This is a genomic window from Blautia sp. HA3515, from assembly GCF_059933065.1.
Map to the genome: position 1 here is coordinate 1 of NZ_JAYFUY010000123.1, position 17,038 is coordinate 17,038.

At 44.6% G+C, this 17,038-nt stretch carries 16 protein-coding genes and 2 pseudogenes; 16 read left to right on the top strand and 2 right to left on the bottom strand.

Translation table 11 applies throughout. The features are described 5' to 3' along the window. The 9 genes and pseudogenes from R1Y93_RS10305 to hpf form a co-directional block, all read left to right on the top strand. A pseudogene (locus tag R1Y93_RS10305) lies at positions 1 to 267 on the top strand (ABC transporter permease); the annotation flags it as partial. Further along, the gene (locus R1Y93_RS10310; protein WP_500822740.1) at positions 268 to 489 is read left to right on the top strand and encodes a hypothetical protein; all 222 of its coding nucleotides are present in this window, start codon (positions 268 to 270) and stop codon (positions 487 to 489) included. It abuts the pseudogene before it with no gap. A 17-nt stretch (positions 490 to 506) separates the two neighbouring features. Further along, entirely contained in the window at positions 507 to 776 is a 270-nt protein-coding gene (locus R1Y93_RS10315) for a hypothetical protein (RefSeq protein WP_500822741.1), read from the top strand. Next, positions 742 to 1,881: an N-acyl-D-amino-acid deacylase family protein gene (locus tag R1Y93_RS10320; RefSeq protein WP_500822742.1), complete on the top strand. Its 1,140-nt coding sequence runs from the start codon at positions 742 to 744 to the stop codon at positions 1,879 to 1,881. Before R1Y93_RS10315 ends, R1Y93_RS10320 begins: the two co-directional genes overlap by 35 nt. Positions 1,882 to 2,046: 165 nt before the next feature. Beyond that, positions 2,047 to 2,514 (top strand): hypothetical protein, encoded by a 468-nt coding sequence (locus R1Y93_RS10325; protein ID WP_500822743.1) that lies wholly within the window; start codon positions 2,047 to 2,049, stop codon positions 2,512 to 2,514. A gap of 592 nt (positions 2,515 to 3,106) precedes the next feature. Next, positions 3,107 to 3,403 carry a type II toxin-antitoxin system RelE/ParE family toxin gene (locus R1Y93_RS10330; protein ID WP_500822744.1) on the top strand — a complete coding sequence of 99 codons (297 nt, stop codon included), beginning with the start codon at positions 3,107 to 3,109 and terminating at the stop codon, positions 3,401 to 3,403. Between the two features lie 32 nt (positions 3,404 to 3,435). Further along, positions 3,436 to 4,488 carry a HigA family addiction module antitoxin gene (locus tag R1Y93_RS10335; protein ID WP_500822745.1) on the top strand — a complete coding sequence of 351 codons (1,053 nt, stop codon included), beginning with the start codon at positions 3,436 to 3,438 and terminating at the stop codon, positions 4,486 to 4,488. 302 nt (positions 4,489 to 4,790) lie between these two features. Continuing rightward, entirely contained in the window at positions 4,791 to 5,552 is a 762-nt protein-coding gene (gene hisA, locus R1Y93_RS10340) for a phosphoribosylformimino-5-aminoimidazole carboxamide ribotide isomerase (protein ID WP_500822746.1), read from the top strand. Positions 5,553 to 5,669: 117 nt separating this feature from the next. Further along, entirely contained in the window at positions 5,670 to 6,197 is a 528-nt protein-coding gene (hpf, locus tag R1Y93_RS10345; RefSeq protein ID WP_158421147.1) for a ribosome hibernation-promoting factor, HPF/YfiA family, read from the top strand. 201 nt (positions 6,198 to 6,398) lie between these two features. On the opposite strand, the gene R1Y93_RS10350 is transcribed toward hpf, so the two are convergent. Next, the gene (locus R1Y93_RS10350) at positions 6,399 to 6,614 is read right to left on the bottom strand and encodes a type II toxin-antitoxin system Phd/YefM family antitoxin (RefSeq protein ID WP_158421145.1); all 216 of its coding nucleotides are present in this window, start codon (positions 6,612 to 6,614) and stop codon (positions 6,399 to 6,401) included. Between the two features lie 404 nt (positions 6,615 to 7,018). Between R1Y93_RS10350 and secA the strand changes: the two are divergent. After that, positions 7,019 to 9,594 (top strand): annotated as a pseudogene (gene secA, locus R1Y93_RS10355) (preprotein translocase subunit SecA). Positions 9,595 to 9,667: 73 nt separating this feature from the next. Here secA and R1Y93_RS10360 read toward each other — a convergent pair. Then, complete coding sequence (locus R1Y93_RS10360) at positions 9,668 to 10,075, bottom strand: helix-turn-helix domain-containing protein (protein WP_500822747.1); 408 nt, start codon at positions 10,073 to 10,075, stop codon at positions 9,668 to 9,670. A gap of 1,207 nt (positions 10,076 to 11,282) precedes the next feature. On the opposite strand from R1Y93_RS10360, the gene R1Y93_RS10365 reads away from it, so the two are divergent. The 6 genes from R1Y93_RS10365 to R1Y93_RS10390 all read left to right on the top strand — a co-directional run bounded on the left by R1Y93_RS10365 (position 11,283) and on the right by R1Y93_RS10390 (position 17,012). Then, a complete protein-coding gene (locus tag R1Y93_RS10365; RefSeq protein ID WP_500822748.1) occupies positions 11,283 to 11,459 on the top strand; it encodes a hypothetical protein in 177 nt (58 codons plus the stop codon). 11 nt (positions 11,460 to 11,470) lie between these two features. After that, entirely contained in the window at positions 11,471 to 12,760 is a 1,290-nt protein-coding gene (gene mnmA, locus R1Y93_RS10370) for a tRNA 2-thiouridine(34) synthase MnmA (RefSeq protein ID WP_500822749.1), read from the top strand. A 143-nt stretch (positions 12,761 to 12,903) separates the two neighbouring features. Then, positions 12,904 to 14,014, top strand: a protein-coding gene (gene prfB, locus R1Y93_RS10375; RefSeq protein ID WP_500822750.1) for a peptide chain release factor 2 whose coding sequence is annotated in 2 segments (ribosomal slippage) — positions 12,904 to 12,978 and positions 12,980 to 14,014 — 1,110 coding nt in all. Because the reading frame shifts where the segments join, the coding sequence is not laid out codon by codon here. A gap of 101 nt (positions 14,015 to 14,115) precedes the next feature. Further along, positions 14,116 to 14,568 (top strand): ACT domain-containing protein, encoded by a 453-nt coding sequence (locus R1Y93_RS10380; RefSeq protein ID WP_500822751.1) that lies wholly within the window; start codon positions 14,116 to 14,118, stop codon positions 14,566 to 14,568. A gap of 4 nt (positions 14,569 to 14,572) precedes the next feature. Next, positions 14,573 to 15,787 (top strand): homoserine dehydrogenase, encoded by a 1,215-nt coding sequence (locus tag R1Y93_RS10385; protein WP_500822752.1) that lies wholly within the window; start codon positions 14,573 to 14,575, stop codon positions 15,785 to 15,787. A gap of 16 nt (positions 15,788 to 15,803) precedes the next feature. Beyond that, a complete protein-coding gene (locus tag R1Y93_RS10390) occupies positions 15,804 to 17,012 on the top strand; it encodes an aspartate kinase (protein ID WP_500822753.1) in 1,209 nt (402 codons plus the stop codon). The last annotated feature ends 26 nt before the right edge of the window (positions 17,013 to 17,038 follow it).

Consider the following 17,038-nt stretch of genomic DNA (forward strand, 5'->3'; position numbering starts at 1 on the left):
ACTTCAGAGATCATCGGAGGAAGAGGCTGGATCGCATTTGGGATCTGTTTTCTTGGCAACTGGAATCCGGTTGGGGCTTTGATCTTCGGCATTGTTTTTGGTATTTCCGATGCTTTGGGAACTTATGTAAAAGCTCTTGGTAATGCAGCGATTCCCAGTGAGCTGTTCAGCGCACTTCCATACATCCTTGTGATCGTACTTACAGTATGCAGGAAACAGTTTAACGTACCGGCAAAGCTTGGTGCTAATTATGTAAAAGAGGACTAAATGACAGAATATATTATCAAAAACGGTTTTATTGTAAATGGTAAAATGGAAAAGCCTTTCCTGGGAACCGTTGTGGTAAAAGATGGAATTATCCTGGAGATTGCTCCTTTTGTGGAGATCCCTTCAGATTTTCCAAAAGACCAGATTCTGGATGCAGCCTGGGCCATATTACCCCCGGCTTTATTGACATCCACAGACACGGTGACTGGGAAGCCCTTGTAAACAGGGATGACAGGCTTTTGAACCGGCAGGGACTGACTACAGTTGTAAATGGAAACTGCGGTCTTTCTGTAGCACCTGCAGGACAAAAATATGGAGAGGAAATCTGCAGCTTTTTAAGCAGTGTTACCGGAGAGCCAACCGCAGATGTGAAGGGCGTGGCGGATATGACTTCTTATATGAAAGCCCTTAAAAAGGTAAAACGAAGTGTGAATACCGGAATGTTGGCTGGTAACGGGACCATCCTGGGCAGGAGTGAAAGGCTATGTCCCAGGCCGGCTTACAAATGAGGAGCTTCATCAGGTGTGGGAAGCACTGGGAGAATGCCTGGCTGCAGGCGTACTGGGGGTAAGCATGGGACTTGCCTATGCTCCGGAGTTTGAATACGATCAAAAGGGAGCCGTGCAGGCGCTTTCACCCTTAAAAGGAACACAGATCCCTATTGTTACCCATATCAGAAATGAGGGGGATGGCATCCTTCCGGCTTTGGAAGAGGTGATCGGTATTGCAGAAGAGCTTCAGATCCCTCTTCATGTAAGTCATATGAAATGTATTGGTAAGAAGAACTGGGGAGAGACTCCGGTAAAGATCCTGAAGCTTCTGGACCAGGCAGAGCAAAGGGGCGTAAAAGTGGATTTTGACCTGTATCCTTATCTTACAGGTTCTACCCAGCTGGTTCACCTTCTGCCGCCTCAAAGCCAGAAAGGCGGAACTGAGGCGATCATCCGCAGGCTGTCAGATCCGGATTACCGAAAAGAACTGACCCGTGTGCTGAAGACTCCTTCCATGGAGTTTGAAAATATTGTGGAACTGGCTGGCTTTGAAAGGATTTATGCAAGCAGCCTTCATACGCCGGAATATGCACCTTATGCAGGTCAGTCTATCGCCATGATCGGGCAGCAGCTTGGAAAGGATCCTTATGATACTCTGTATGATATCCTGATTGCAGAAAAATGTGAGGTAACTATGCTGGATACCATCGCTTCTGAAGAGGATATGCTTTTATTTTTGAAGGACAGGCGTGCCAATCTGATCTCTGATGCCATTTATCCGGCAGGAGGGAAAAGGCATCCAAGAGTATGTGCTGCATTTCCAAAGCTTCTGACTGATTATGTGCGTGATAAAAAGATATTTACCATTGAGGAAGCAATCTATAAGATGACAGCCAGACCTGCACAGGTTTATCACATGGACCGTGGAACCCTTCAGGTGGGAATGCCAGCAGATTTATGTGTGTTCCACCTGGAAAATCTGGATGCTGCAGCAGATTTTGACCATCCGGACCAGCTGTGCACAGGCTTTGATTATGTGCTTACAGGCGGACAGATCGTTGTCAGGAAGGATCAGTGGAACAATCCTGGCAGCGGAGAAGTGATCATAAGGGCGGCAAGATAGTATCCGGAACAGTACCTGATCTCATATTCCTTGTTTTTCCAGTATAGGATTTGTAAAAAAATGCAAAATAACATTACAGTAACGATTCAGCAGGCAGTATCCCGCCAGGGCACTGAAGAGTTACACAGTACAAGTTAAATCCCAAGGAAAAAGGAGATCAGTGGAATGAAAAAAGCTAAAATGATTCTGATGAGTATACTGCTTGTTTTTACATTTTCTATGCTGGCAGGATGTGGCACAAAAAACGGCCGTGAGGCAGCAGATGAGACAAAAAAGAGTACGGATGACAAAGCTGCAGAAGATAATGCCACAGAGGATAATACCGCAGATAAAAAAGATAAGGATAAAAAAACGGAAGATGATGGAAACAGGGACAAAACAGATGACCCAAAGGATAACAAAGAGGAGAATGTGAGAGAGAATCAAGAGGATAATGCACCGGATGATGTAACGGATAATGTGCCGGATCAGACATCAGAGGGCCAGCAGGATGGAAATATTGATCAGAATAACAATGGGGACGGCACGGTATCCGGTGAGCTTGGGAATGCAGTGAAGGACATCGGAAATGGTGTTGGAGATGCTGTGGAGGATACCTGGGATGCGGTTGGCAATGCAGTGGAAGGCCGGTAGGGGGATTTTGTAAAGAGATTCCTGGCTGGGCCAGTTGGTGTGAAGAACTGCATAGATGGCAAAAAAATCCTGTTTTTATAGCTGCTTCGTTTTCGGATTTCGTCCGTGCGCTTATTATATCTGCCATTTGCCAAACTCGCACTTGCAGTGCTCAAACAAGGCAAATAGCAGATAAGCTAGCACGGATCGAAATCTGCGAAAGCCTTGCAATGCTATAGAAACAGGATGTTTTTTGCCCTTTTGCAGGGTTCACATGCACCGACCGTGCCAGACTTTACAGAAAAAGAATATTAAAGAGCGATTGGAAGAGAAAAGGCTACCTTTGAGTGAAGGTGGCACGCACGATCGCAGTAATCTGATTGCGCCGACCGGAGCGGAGCGGAGACCCATCGCGGGTAGGGACGGGTGAAATCTCTACAGGTATGGCTCCCAGGAAACGGCGCGGGGGTCACGCGTGCAAAATCGCAAAATGAAAAGTGAAAATCCGACAGTAAAGAATTTACCTCTGGGGTAAATTGGTATCTTGACGAAACGGGATATCCATGCTATCATATATTTACCTCAAAGGTAAATCCGAAAGAGAGATGATGGTTTGGATATCACGTACAAAAACAACAAAATTAAAAAGGTTTGTACGGATGCCAAAGCTGCAGAGAGAACCTACGGTCGAGAAATGGCCGATAAAATACATCAGCGTATAGATGAAATTGGCGCTGCAGACACTGTTGAAATGATGATTCGGTTCCATATTGGACGATGTCATCCTCTTACGCAGAATCGGAAAGGACAATACGCGGTGGATTTGGTTCATCCGTACAGATTGGTATTCGAGAAGAATGGCGACGAAATCCAAATAGCGAACATTTTGGAAATAGTTGATTATCATTAATGATCAAGATGACAAGTCAAGGAGGTAGCACTATGGTGAGAAGTCGCAGTTATATTGCAACGCCACCTGGGGCGACAATTAAGGAGCAATTGAACGACAGAGGTATGAGTCAGAAGGAGTTTGCGGCCAGGATGGATATGTCTGAGAAGCATATCAGCAAGCTCATAAACGGTGACGTACAGCTTACACCGGAGACCGCTGTTAGATTAGAGATGGTTTTAGGTGTTCCGGCTAAGTTCTGGAATAACCTTGAGGCAATCTACAGAGAGAAGATTATTAAGGTAGAAGCAGAAAACGCAATGGATGATGATGCCGAGATGGCAAAACAATTTCCCTATAGCGAGATGGCAAAATTCGGATGGGTTCCGGAGACCAGAGAAGTTAAGGAGAAAGTTGTCAATCTTAGGAAATACTTTGAAGTTGTTGAGCTTTCTCTTCTTGAAAGCGAGCAGATTACAAGAATTGCATGTAGACGTCTGGCAATCACAGAAAAAAGTGATTTGGCGTTGATGGCCTGGACTCAGGAAGCAAAGATTAAGGCACGAGATATCCGAACCGCACCGATCAACATTAAAGGCTTAATATCCGCTATGCCAGAGTTACGAAAAATGACCGTGCTTAAGCCAAAGGAATTCTGCCCCCAGATAAAGAAATGCCTTGCAGATTGTGGAATAGCTTTAGTATTTCTGCCACACCTTAAAGGATCTTTTCTTCAGGGAGCTTCCTTTATGGATGGAAATAAAATTGTTGTTGGACTTACGGCAAGAGGAAAGGACGCGGATAAGTTTTGGTTTAGTTTGTTCCACGAACTTGCCCACATTGCTCTCGGTCATGTAGGACAGCCTAACGGTACATCTGAGGATGATGAAAAAGCCGCTGACAAATGGTCTGGTGAGACACTGATAACATCTGAGAAATTCGAGGCTTTCAGAAGAGGTAGAGATTATTCAGAGAGAAGCGTACTCCAATTTGCAAAAGAACAGGGAATTGCACCTGGGATAGTAGTTGGGAGAATGCAGCTGGAAGGAATGATTAAGTATAGTATGCTGAATAATCTGAAAGAAAAATATGAAATAGCTGTATAAAGTCATCATCGAAAAGACTTTGAAGGATCATGTGAAGAGCATGGTCCTTTTATTATGCGAAAATATCATGGAATGTATAAAAAGCGAATTCATAATACACATTATAATTATCTGTACAAATACAAAAGTCGAGTTTGAATTGAAATGAGGATGTTGACAGAATGAAGTATATATTTTTGCGGATATTTTTCTGTATGACTGGTGGCTTGTGGATGGGGAGGGAGTTGTGTATAATGGGAAAGTAATGGATGCAGGAGAAACAGATAAGGGTTAGGGAAATATATGGGATTCAGGAGGAATATATGAGATTCAGACCTTGTATTGATATACATAATGGGAAAGTTAAGCAGATCGTAGGGGGAAGCCTTCGGGATGTGCAGGATCAGGCGGAAGAGAACTTTGTTTCTGGACAGGATGCTGCTTTTTATGCAGAATTGTACAAAGAAAAAGGACTGAAGGGAGGCCATGTGATACTTCTGAATAGTGGGGATTCTCCGTATTTTGCTGCTACAAAGGAGCAGGCACTGCTTGCGCTTAAGGCATATCCGGGAGGACTGCAGATCGGCGGCGGCGTGAACCCTGATAATGCTCAGGAATATCTGCAGGCTGGGGCCAGCCATGTGATCGTAACTTCGTATGTTTTTAAGGATGGGAAGATTTCTTGGGAAAACCTGGAAAAAATTGAAAAAGCTGCAGGCAGGGAGCATTTGGTCATTGATCTTAGCTGCCGGAAAAAGGCAGATGCATATTATGTGGTGACAGACCGCTGGCAGAAGTTTACCCAGGTTCCTGTGACTCTGGAACTGATGGAACGGCTTGGATCTTATTGTGACGAATTTCTTGTACATGCAGTGGATGTGGAAGGCAAGGCAAGTGGGATCGAAACAGAACTGGCTGCTCTTTTGGGAGAATTTCACATGAGACCGGTTACTTATGCAGGAGGGATCGGTTCTCTGCAGGATCTGGATTTACTGAATAAAGCCGGGAAAGGAAACCTGGATTTTACCATTGGCAGTGCATTGGATCTTTTTGGAGGAAGTATTCCTTTTGAAAGATTACTGTGAACGGAATGGACAAGTAACGTAAAACTTGTAAAAAATTCTGAAATTTTAAGAAAAAGATGTTAAAAATGAAAACAATGTGCTATAATATACCCATCAAACAGCAAAGGGGATGGAAGTATGAAATTCATCATCAGCGGTAAAAATATCACAATCACAGAAGGGCTTAGGACTGCAGTTGAGGATAAGCTTGGAAAACTGGAAAGGTATTTCACTCCTGACACCGAAGTTGTCGTAACTTTAAGTGTTGAAAAAGAAAGACAGAAGATCGAAGTCACGATTCCTGTAAAGGGAAGCATCATTCGTTCCGAGCAGGTCAGCAATGATATGTATGTATCCATTGACCTTGTGGAAGAAGTGATCGAGCGTCAGCTTCGGAAATACAAGAATAAAATAGCAGACAAGAAACAGGCAGCAGACAGCTTCCAGAAAGCATACCTTGATAAAGAGTATGAAGAGGATGAGGAAGTTAAGATCATTCGTACCAAGAAGTTTGATATCAAGCCTATGTATCCTGAGGATGCATGTGTGCAGATGGAGCTTCTGGGACATAATTTCTTTGTATTCTGTAATGCAGAGACCGATCAGGTAAATGTAGTCTACAAGCGTAAAGGCAACACATATGGCCTGATTGAACCAGAGGATTAAACCATAATAGATTCTGAATAAGTACCCGGGTGAATTTCTCCCCGGGTGCTTAATTGTTCTTATTCTCTGCCATTGCTATTGGCTTGTTATACTACAAAATTCTTCTGGAGAATATACAGTAAACTTTGCTTAAAGCACTTTCGGCAAAAGGCTGCCGTTGCTGAAGGAAATCCACAACTACACAAGTATCAATTAGTACTTTCATAAATTTTTGAGCCTTTCTTTTTGGGCATCTTCTAAAGTGACTGTATTGGGAATGCTGCCATAAAGCTCTTTCACAATATCTAATTTGTTTTTATATGGAGACGTAATTTTTGCAATGATTTTGCCGTTTTTGGAGATATAAATATCTTCGGTTGCAGCTTGATCAAGGTATTTCCCTAAATTCGATTTAAGTTCAGTAGCTGTAATTGACATATGCAAGCCTCCTTTCATTTCCTGTGTCAATCATAGCATATTCGCACGATGCAATCAATGTTATCGTACGATTTTATCAATGTTTTTGCCAATAGTGTTTCGTATGATGTGGCTATATGCTTCTGACTGCTTTGCCAGACGCAAGAGCTGTTTTATATTGCTGTAGTTTACAAAAAAATGAGCCTTCTGATTGCAAAAAAATAGTATGGCTGTAAATAATGAATAATTTATGTAGCTGTAGTTTATGAAAAATTTATTGTTTTCTGTACAGGAAAGTGTTAGAATAGATAAGTGTATCATTCGCCTGTTTATAGAAATAGGGACAGGATACATAGGAAAGGCAATAACAAAACGAAAATAACAATCAGGAGCATCTATTTGCACCTGTCAAGAGGAGTAGATTCATGAGCATGTTTTCAAAAATATTCGGGACGCACAGCCAGAGAGAGGTAAAGCGTATTCTTCCGCTGGTGGACAAGATCGACAGTCTGCGCCCGGAGATGCAGAAATTAACAGATGAAGAACTGCGTGACAAAACAAGAGAATATAAGAAACGCCTGGAAGAGGGAGCCACACTGGATGATCTTCTGCCGGAGGCTTTTGCCACTGTACGTGAAGCTGCCAAGCGTGTACTGGGTATGGAGCATTACAGGGTACAGCTGATCGGTGGTATTATCCTGCATCAGGGACGTATTGCTGAGATGAAGACAGGTGAAGGTAAGACACTGGTATCTACACTGCCTGCATACCTGAATGCCCTGGAAGGCAAGGGCGTGCACATCGTTACAGTCAATGACTATCTGGCAAAGCGTGATGCTGAGTGGATGGGCAAGGTACATGAGTTCCTGGGCTGACCGTAGGTGTTGTACTGAATGACATGAAGCCGGAAGAGCGCCGTGCCGCATATGGCTCTGACATCACTTATGTGACCAATAATGAGCTTGGATTTGATTATCTTCGTGACAACATGGTTATCTATAAAGAGCAGCTGGTGCAGAGAGATCTTCACTACTGTATCATTGATGAGGTTGACTCTGTATTGATCGATGAGGCGCGTACACCTTTGATCATTTCCGGTCAGAGCGGCAAGTCCACCAAGCTTTATGAGGTCTGTGATATTCTGGCACAGCAGCTGGAGCGTGGTGAAGCCAGCCATGAGATGACCAAGATGGCAGCCATCATGGGTGAGGAAGTTATCGAGACAGGTGACTTTGTAGTAAATGAGAAGGATAAGATCGTCAACCTTACAGAACAGGGTGTTAAGAAGGTTGAGAAGTTCTTTAATATTGAGAACCTTGCTGATCCGGAGAATCTGGAGATCCAGCACAACATTATCCTTGCACTTCGTGCTCACAATCTGATGCACAGGGATCAGGATTATGTGGTTAAGGATGATGAGGTTCTGATCGTTGATGAGTTTACCGGACGTATCATGCCAGGCCGTCGTTATTCCGATGGTCTGCATCAGGCGATTGAGGCTAAGGAGCATGTAAAAGTTAAGAGAGAGAGCAAGACACTTGCTACTATTACTTTCCAGAACTTCTTTAATAAATATGACAAGAAGGGCGGTATGACCGGTACAGCCCTTACCGAAGAAAAAGAGTTCCGTGATATTTATGCAATGGACGTTGTAGAGATCCCTACTAACCGTCCGGTACAGCGTAAGGATCTGGATGATGCTGTGTACATGACCAAGAAAGAGAAGTTTAACGCAGTTGTGGAAGCAGTCAAAGAAGCACATGCAAAGCAGCAGCCGGTACTGGTTGGTACGATCACCATCGAGACTTCCGAGCTGATCAGCCGTATGCTCCGCAGGGAAGGTATCCAGCACAATGTTCTGAATGCCAAGTTCCATGAGCTGGAGGCTGAGATCGTAGCACAGGCCGGACAGGCAGGTGCAGTTACCATTGCTACCAATATGGCAGGTCGTGGTACAGATATTAAGCTTGATGATGTGGCAAGAGAGGCCGGTGGACTGAAGATCATCGGTACAGAACGTCATGAGTCCAGACGTATCGACAATCAGCTCCGTGGACGTTCCGGACGTCAGGGTGATCCGGGAGAATCCCGTTTCTACATTTCCCTGGAAGATGACCTGATGCGTCTCTTTGGTTCCGAGCGTTTGATGAAAGTATTCACATCTCTTGGTGTGGCTGAGAATGAACAGATCGAACACAAGATGCTTTCCAATGCCATTGAGAAGGCACAGGAGAAGATCGAGTTCAATAACTTTGGTATCCGTAAGAATCTTCTTGATTATGATGCTGTCAATAATGAGCAGCGTGAGATCATTTACAAAGAGCGCCGCCAGGTTCTGGATGGTGAGAATATGCGTGATGCCATCTATAAGATGATCACAGACATTGTAGACAATACAGTGGATATGTGCTTTACAGATGATGTAGATTCAGAAGAGTGGGATCTGGACGAGTTTAATTCTGTTCTTCTTCAGATCATTCCTATTGAGCCTCTCACCAAAGATGTGATCAAAGGCAAAAGAAAGAATGAGATCAAGCACTTCGTAAAGGAAGAAGCTGTAAAGCTTTATGAAGAAAAAGAGGCTGAGTTCCCGGAGCCAGAGCAGCTGCGTGAGCTGGAGCGCGTGATCCTTCTTAAGAGCATTGACAGCAAATGGATGGATCACATTGATGATATGGAGATCCTTCGCCAGGGTATCGGACTGACAGCTTATGGTCAGAGAGACCCGGTTGTTGAGTACAAGATGGCAGCCTTTGACATGTTCAACAATATGATCACATCCATTCAGGAGGATACTGTGCGGATGCTGTATCATGTACATGTAGAGCAGAAGATCGAGCGTGAGCAGGTTGCAAAGGTAACTGGCACCAACAAAGATGATACCAGTGTGAGAAAGCCTGTACAGCGTAAGGAAATCAAGGTATATCCTAACGATCCGTGCCCATGCGGAAGCGGAAAGAAATACAAACAGTGCTGTGGAAGAAAAGCAGCCAATGTATGATCATAATTTATAATATGTGATGTCAATGCCCCTCAGGCTCTAAAGAGCTGAGGGGCATTTATTAAACATTTTTTTATAGGCTCTGGAGAAGGTGGTGTAATCGGGAAAAACCGCTTTGTGTAGCTGCTTTGATCACAGGCATGCCTTCACTGATCAGATCACGAGCCAAAAGCAGCCGTTTGCTGTTAATATAGCTGTGCAGTGTATAGCCTGTTTCGGATTTGAATTTACGCATCATATGGTACTTGCTTAGATAATACTTTTCTGCAAGCACATCCACTGAAAGATCAGCAGTCAGATTGTGGTTGATATATTGAAGCAGTTCCTGGATCTGCTGGTCGCAGGTATAGGATTTCTGATCAAAAACATATTGCTTTTCCAGGAAGATCCGGTTCAGGTACACCATAAACTGGGAAAAAAGAGCATCACTTAATAGGGCATTGCCGAATTCAGCAGTTTCACTAGTGTCCTCATTTTTCAAAGAGATTTTTTCTTCAAAATCAAGCTTGGCATTGCTCTCCAAATTAATCAGTTAAATAGCTTTTAATGATTAACTTTTCAACAGAGGAGGTCAGGATTGTCTGAGCATCACTTCTCCATCCATAACACAGCGTCCACTAGAAGGCAATGTCTCTGCCTTTACCCCACGTCCATCACAAGACACAATCATAAGGCTTTTAAGTGAATGCTCAACCCCTCCACTAGATACCAGCAGGGTTACTTTTCCCGCAGGAGCATATCCACTTGGGAAATCATGCACAAGGAAAGGAAAGAATCCCTGCCCTCTGTGGTTCCTGATGCAAATGGGTAATGGCTGGTCAGATACCTGTTCTTTGTTGTTTCCTGGCCATAAACAGAGACACCTCCTGGCAGACCAATTCCATTGTAATGGAGATTGCTTTATATATTATCTATTATTTTATACATTCAAATACTTTATATAATAGGGCATGATAAATCCACAGCAATGCCAAAAATAAACAAATACCAGAGTGACCAGGTGAAAATACAGGAAGCTGGTACAACGGCTGTAACTGTAGAAGAGGGAGACACACACAGAAGCGGTTAGCTTTTTGAATTCAGACATTTGTAAGGAGCAGCTTATAATTGTTATCTACAAATATCAGGCAACTCCTGGGCAATGGTTATTACCTTGTTTTAATGCAAAAAATATTCAGTTAAAAAAAATTGCCGATTATCAGGAGAGCTCTGGGACCACACAGTCAATCCTTAAGAAATGGGGTGTGAAGATTTTTCAATCATATGGACACCAGGAACCCACATCCAGCGCAATGACAAAATTATCTTTGAAATACCTACTTGCACCACTAGAATCCACACAAACAGACACACACACAATTGCTAGCTATAGGCTCCACCACCACTGTACCATATTTGATTATTTTTTCATTCATGCAGCAGGAGAGCAGCACCTCACCCAACTAATCATCTTACACACACACACCAAATAGGAATAAAGGTGGTACCATGTGGAAACTGTAGTTGAATTTTTGGTAGCCATATCCTAATGGAAATTGCTGGAGAAGCAATAATTGAAGAAGAGGAAATCTGGAAGAATTGTAGGCTGCATATACAAAGGCTTCCGGTACTGGCAGCTGTGCAGCGGCTAGCTATGGCAGTTAACCGTCTGGGGATGATGATGGATCAATGTGAACCAGCCAGGAGGAATGATCCAGATCGATATCGGAGAGGATGATACCATCTACATGACCGGAACGGTAGGGTATATTGCAGACATCCGCGTGGCAGAAAGCTTTTTCTCGATGAATGAACTACCTCCTTTACGGGACGTTGACAAAATCAGCGTTATGACGTATTCTTTTCAGATAGATAAGGATCCATAAAGGAGGAGCAAATGTCATCTACAGACACAGGTAAGGCCAGTGAATGGCAGACAGAAGAAATACGGAAAGAGATTTGTAATACAGATTATCATAAGAATTATAATACAGATTACCATAATCTTTATAATACAGGCAGCAACGAAGAAGAACAGAATCCAGACGAAGATCATAAGGGGGTGCCCGTCGGGCATGCCCTTATTGCAATGAGCGGAGGCGTGGACAGTTCAGTGGCAGCCATGCTGATGTGTAAGGCAGGCTATGAGTGCATTGGCGTAACCATGAAATTATACGATAACGAAGATGTGGGACTGTCCAAGAATCACACCTGCTGTACACTGGATGATGTGGAAGATGCCAGAATAGTAGCACATCAGCTGGGGATGCGTTTTTACGTAATGAATTTTAAAGAAGACTTTTCCCATCAGGTGATCGACCGCTTTGTGGATGCCTATGAGCGTGGGGATACACCCAATCCATGTATTGACTGCAACCGGTATATGAAGTTTGCAAAGCTTTATGACCGGGCAAAGGCAGTGGGCTTCGGCACCATCGTGACCGGACATTATGCACGGGTGGAATATGATGAGGAAAAAGGCCGGTGGCTTTTAAAAAAGGCAAGGAATCTGGCAAAGGACCAGTCCTATGTGCTTTATTTTATGACCCAGGATCAGCTGGCCCATACCCGGTTCCCGTTGGGAGAATATGCAGACAAAGAAAAAGTACGTGAACTGGCAGAAGAGTATCATTTTGTAAATGCCAGAAAGCATGACAGCCAGGATATCTGCTTTGTACCAGATGGAAATTACGGAGATTTTATTGAAAGACGCACAGGGAAAAAGTATGAAAGCGGAGACTTTGTAGACCAGCAGGGACATGTGCTGGGACAGCATAAAGGCCTTCTCCGTTATACCATCGGCCAGAGAAAGGGCCTTGGGCTTGCACTTCCTGCCCCCTTATATGTGCGTAGGAAAGATATGGCCAAAAATCAGGTGATCCTGTCCCCGGAAAAGGATCTTTATACAAAAGAACTTCTGGCTAAGGACTTTAACTGGATCTCCTGTGAGCCGCCAAAGGAACCGATCAAAGTAACAGCCAAGACACGTTACCGTGCAAAGGAAGCACCGGCTATGGCCCAGGCACTGCCGGACGGCACGGTAAAGGTAGTGTTTGAAGAGCCGGAACGTGCAGTGACAGGAGGACAGGCAGTTGTGCTTTATGATGGAGATGTTGTAGTAGGAGGCGGCACGATCCTGGATAGAACCTGCAGCATGAACAAAATAATTATTAAATTTGCCAAATGATATTTTTTATCTGCATATGCGAACTACAAAATGCAATTCCAATGCAGTTGTTTTTTTGCCGGGGATATGCTAAAGTATAAGACAACCTGGAAACAAAGGCAGTAAGCCTGTTTCCACACAAATATAAGAAAGAAGGTGAAGCTGTGGTTGAATTAGACCAGTTCAAGAGCATTCTTGCAACGTATACAGAACCATTAGTGGAAGTGAGGGATTCACTTTGACCTGGCTAACAAAGAGCAGAAGGTCGAAGAATTAGAAAGGGAGATGGAAGCTCCCGACTTCTGGGATGACGCAGAGAAGTCCCAGCAGAAAATGAAAGAATTAAAAAGCATGAAGGATGACATGGAGACATATCAGCACCTGGTATCCCAGATGGAAGATATGGAAACCATGATCGAGATGGGTTATGAGGAGAATGATCCGGCGATCATTCCTGAGATCCAGGAGATGCTGGATGAGTTCCGCGCAGATTTTGACAATATCCGTATCAAAACACTGCTTTCCGGCGAATATGACGGCGAGAATGCCATTATCAAGCTGAATGCAGGAGCCGGTGGCACAGAAGCCTGTGACTGGTGCAGCATGCTGTACCGTATGTATACCAGATGGGCAGACAGGAAGGGCTTTTCTGTGGAAGTGCTGGATTATCTTGACGGAGATGAAGCCGGTATCAAGTCTGTTACTTTCCAGGTCAATGGGGAGAATGCATACGGACTTCTGAAATCCGAAAAGGGCGTGCACCGTCTGGTACGTATTTCTCCGTTTAATGCTGCTGGCAAACGACAGACATCCTTTGTATCCTGCGATGTGATGCCGGATATAGAGAAGGATCTGGATGTGGAGATCAATGATGAGGATATCCGTATTGATACTTACCGAAGCAGCGGTGCCGGTGGACAGCATATCAACAAGACTTCCTCTGCGATCCGTATCACCCACTTCCCTACCGGGATCGTGGTACAGTGCCAGAATGAGCGTTCCCAGCACATGAATAAAGACAAGGCTATGCAGATGCTGAAGGCCAAGCTTTATCTGCTGAAACAGCAGGAGGCAGAAGCCAAGCTTTCCGGTATCCGTGGAGAAGTGACCGATATTGGATGGGGCAATCAGATCCGTTCCTATGTTATGCAGCCATATACCATGGTCAAGGATCACCGTACCAACGAAGAGACCGGTAATGTGGATGCAGTGATGGATGGCGGCATTGACATTTTCATCAATGCATATCTGAAATGGATCGCCCTTTCAAAATAACCTGAAAATACAAGAACCCTCTTGCGGCAGCCCCTGTGGCTGTGGTAATATATCCATTGTTAAAAAACAAATGTTTTTGTAATACGGACAGAGGGACATGCATGGATAGAACAAACGAGAAAAAGAAATATTATGTAGTGACAGAGCGGGCTGTTCCGGAGGTGCTTCAGAAAGTTGTGGAAGCAAAGAAACTTCTGGATTCAGGCCGCGTACTCACTGTACAGGAAGCTGCAGAGCAGACAGGGATCAGCCGCAGCTCTTTTTACAAATATAAAGATGATATTTTTCCTTTCCATGAACAAGCCAAAGGAAAGACAATTACCTTTATCATACAGATGGATGATGAACCTGGGATATTGTCAAACGTACTGAAGTCCGTTGCAGAGTTTCATGGGAATATACTGACCATTCATCAGAGTATTCCCATCAGTGGCGTGGCTACGTTGACCCTAAGCGTAGATATCCTTCCGGGGGCCGGTGATGCTGAGGCCATGGTAGAGCACATTGAACAGACGGAAGGGATTCATTATCTTAAAATATTAGGCAGGGAGTAAACGAATGATCAACATAGCAGTTTTAGGATACGGCACTGTAGGCAGCGGAGTAGTAGAGGTGATCAACACCAACCAGGACAGCATTAACAGGCGTGCAGGAGATGAGATCAGGATCAAATACGTATTGGATCTTCGTGATTTTCCGGGGGATCCGGTACAGGAAGTGCTTGTACACGATTATGAGACCATTGTGAATGATCCGGAAGTAGATATTGTAGTAGAAGTGATGGGCGGCCTTGAGCCGGCACATACCTTTGTAAAAAGAGCATTAAAGGCAGGGAAAAGCGTGGCTACCTCCAATAAAGCACTGGTAGCAAAGTTTGGCCCTGAGCTGATGGACATTGCCAGGAATAAGAACATTAATTTCCTGTTTGAGGCAAGCTGCGGCGGCGGTATTCCCATTATCCGCGCACTGAACCAGTCTCTTACAGCAGATGAGATCGACGAAGTGACAGGTATCCTGAATGGCACCACCAATTATATGCTGACCAAGATGGATACGGAAGGCAGCCGTTTTGAAAGTGTTCTGAAAGAAGCACAGGAAAAAGGATATGCAGAGGCGGATCCTACCGCAGATGTGGAAGGATACGATGCATGCAGGAAGATCGCGATCCTGTCTTCCCTTGCATACGGGAAGTTTCTGAATTATGAAAATATCCATACAGAAGGGATCACCAGGATCACTCCGGAGGATATGGAGTATGCAAAGGCTATGGGTATGTCCATTAAGCTTCTGGCTACAAGCAGGAAGCTTTCAGAGAATTCCTATTATGCAGTGGTTGCCCCCTTCCTTGTTGGAAAAAATAATCCGCTGTACAGTGTAAATGATGTGTACAACGGTATTTTTGTCCATGGAAATGTACTGGGAGATGCCATGTTCTACGGCAGCGGGGCAGGCAAGCTGCCTACCGCCAGTGCAGTAGTGGCAGATGTGGTGGATGAAGCCAAGCATCTTCATGAGAATATGCCCAATGAATGGACCAATCAGCCGCTTCCCCTTGCAGATCCTGATCAGGTATCCGGACGGTTCTTTGTACGTGTGCAAACAACTGATCTTTCACTGATCCGGAGCGCATTTGGAGCTATAGAGCAGATACAGGTACCAAAGGCAGAAGGAGAGACAGGCTTTGTCACTGCACAGATGACACTTGGACAGTACAAAGCAAAAGCAGCAGAGATCAAAGCGGAGATCCTTTCCATGATCCGCATCAAGGACTGAGTGACCGGAGGCATATATGTTAATAGTTAAAAAGTTTGGCGGTACATCTGTGGCAAATAAAGAACGGATCTTCCATGTGGCAGACCGGTGTATAGCAGAATACCAGAAAGGCAACGATGTAGTGGTTGTGCTTTCTGCAATGGGCAAATATACAGATGAGCTGATCAAAATGGCAAAGGACATCAATGAAAAGCCACCGAAAAGAGAATTGGATATGCTGCTGACCATTGGAGAGCAGATGTCTGTGGCATTGATGGCCATGGCCATGAACCAGAGAAAAGTACCCGCAGTATCCCTGAATGCATTTCAGGTGACCATGCATACCACCAGTGATCACGGCAATGCAAGACTGAAAAGGATTGATACCGAGCGGATCCGCAGGGAGCTGGAGAACCGCAGGATCGTCATTGTCACCGGATTTCAGGGCGTGGATAAATATGATGATTATACTACCCTTGGTAGAGGCGGCTCTGACACTACGGCAGTTGCACTGGCAGCGGCCCTTCATGCAGACGCCTGCGAGATCTATACAGATGTGGACGGAGTTTATACGGCAGACCCAAGGAAGGTACCTGGAGCCCGCAAGCTGAAAGAGATCACCTATGATGAGATGCTGGATCTGGCTACCTTAGGAGCAGGTGTGCTTCACAACCGTTCTGTGGAAATGGCCAAGAAATACGGCGTGCCCCTTGTGGTGCGCTCCAGCCTGAATGACAGTGAGGGTACAGTAGTAAAGGAGGTAACAACCGTGGAGAGAATGCTGATCAGTGGTGTAGCCCTGGATACAGATGCAGTAAGGATCGCAGTGATCGGGATCAAGGATATGCCGGGTATGGCATTTAAGGTTTTTGATACACTTGCCAAAAAGAAGATCAATGTGGATGTGATCCTGCAGTCCATCGGACGGGCAGGCACCAAAGATATTTCCTTTACAGTAAATAAGGATGACCTTGAGGATGCAGTTGCCACTCTGGAAGAGAACCAGGCAAGACTGGGCTACAAAGAGCTGCATTCAGAGAGAAACATTGCTAAGCTTTCCATTGTAGGGGCCGGCATGATGAGCAATCCGGGTGTGGCAGCCAAGATGTTTGAAAGCCTTTACAATGAAGGCGTTAATATCAATATGATCTCTACATCAGAGATCAGGGTAACGGTCCTGATCAATGAAAAGGATGGGATCCGTGCAATGAATGCAGTGCACGATGCGTTTGGGCTTACCGACTAAAAGCCTGGAAGGGAGAAAACGATTAG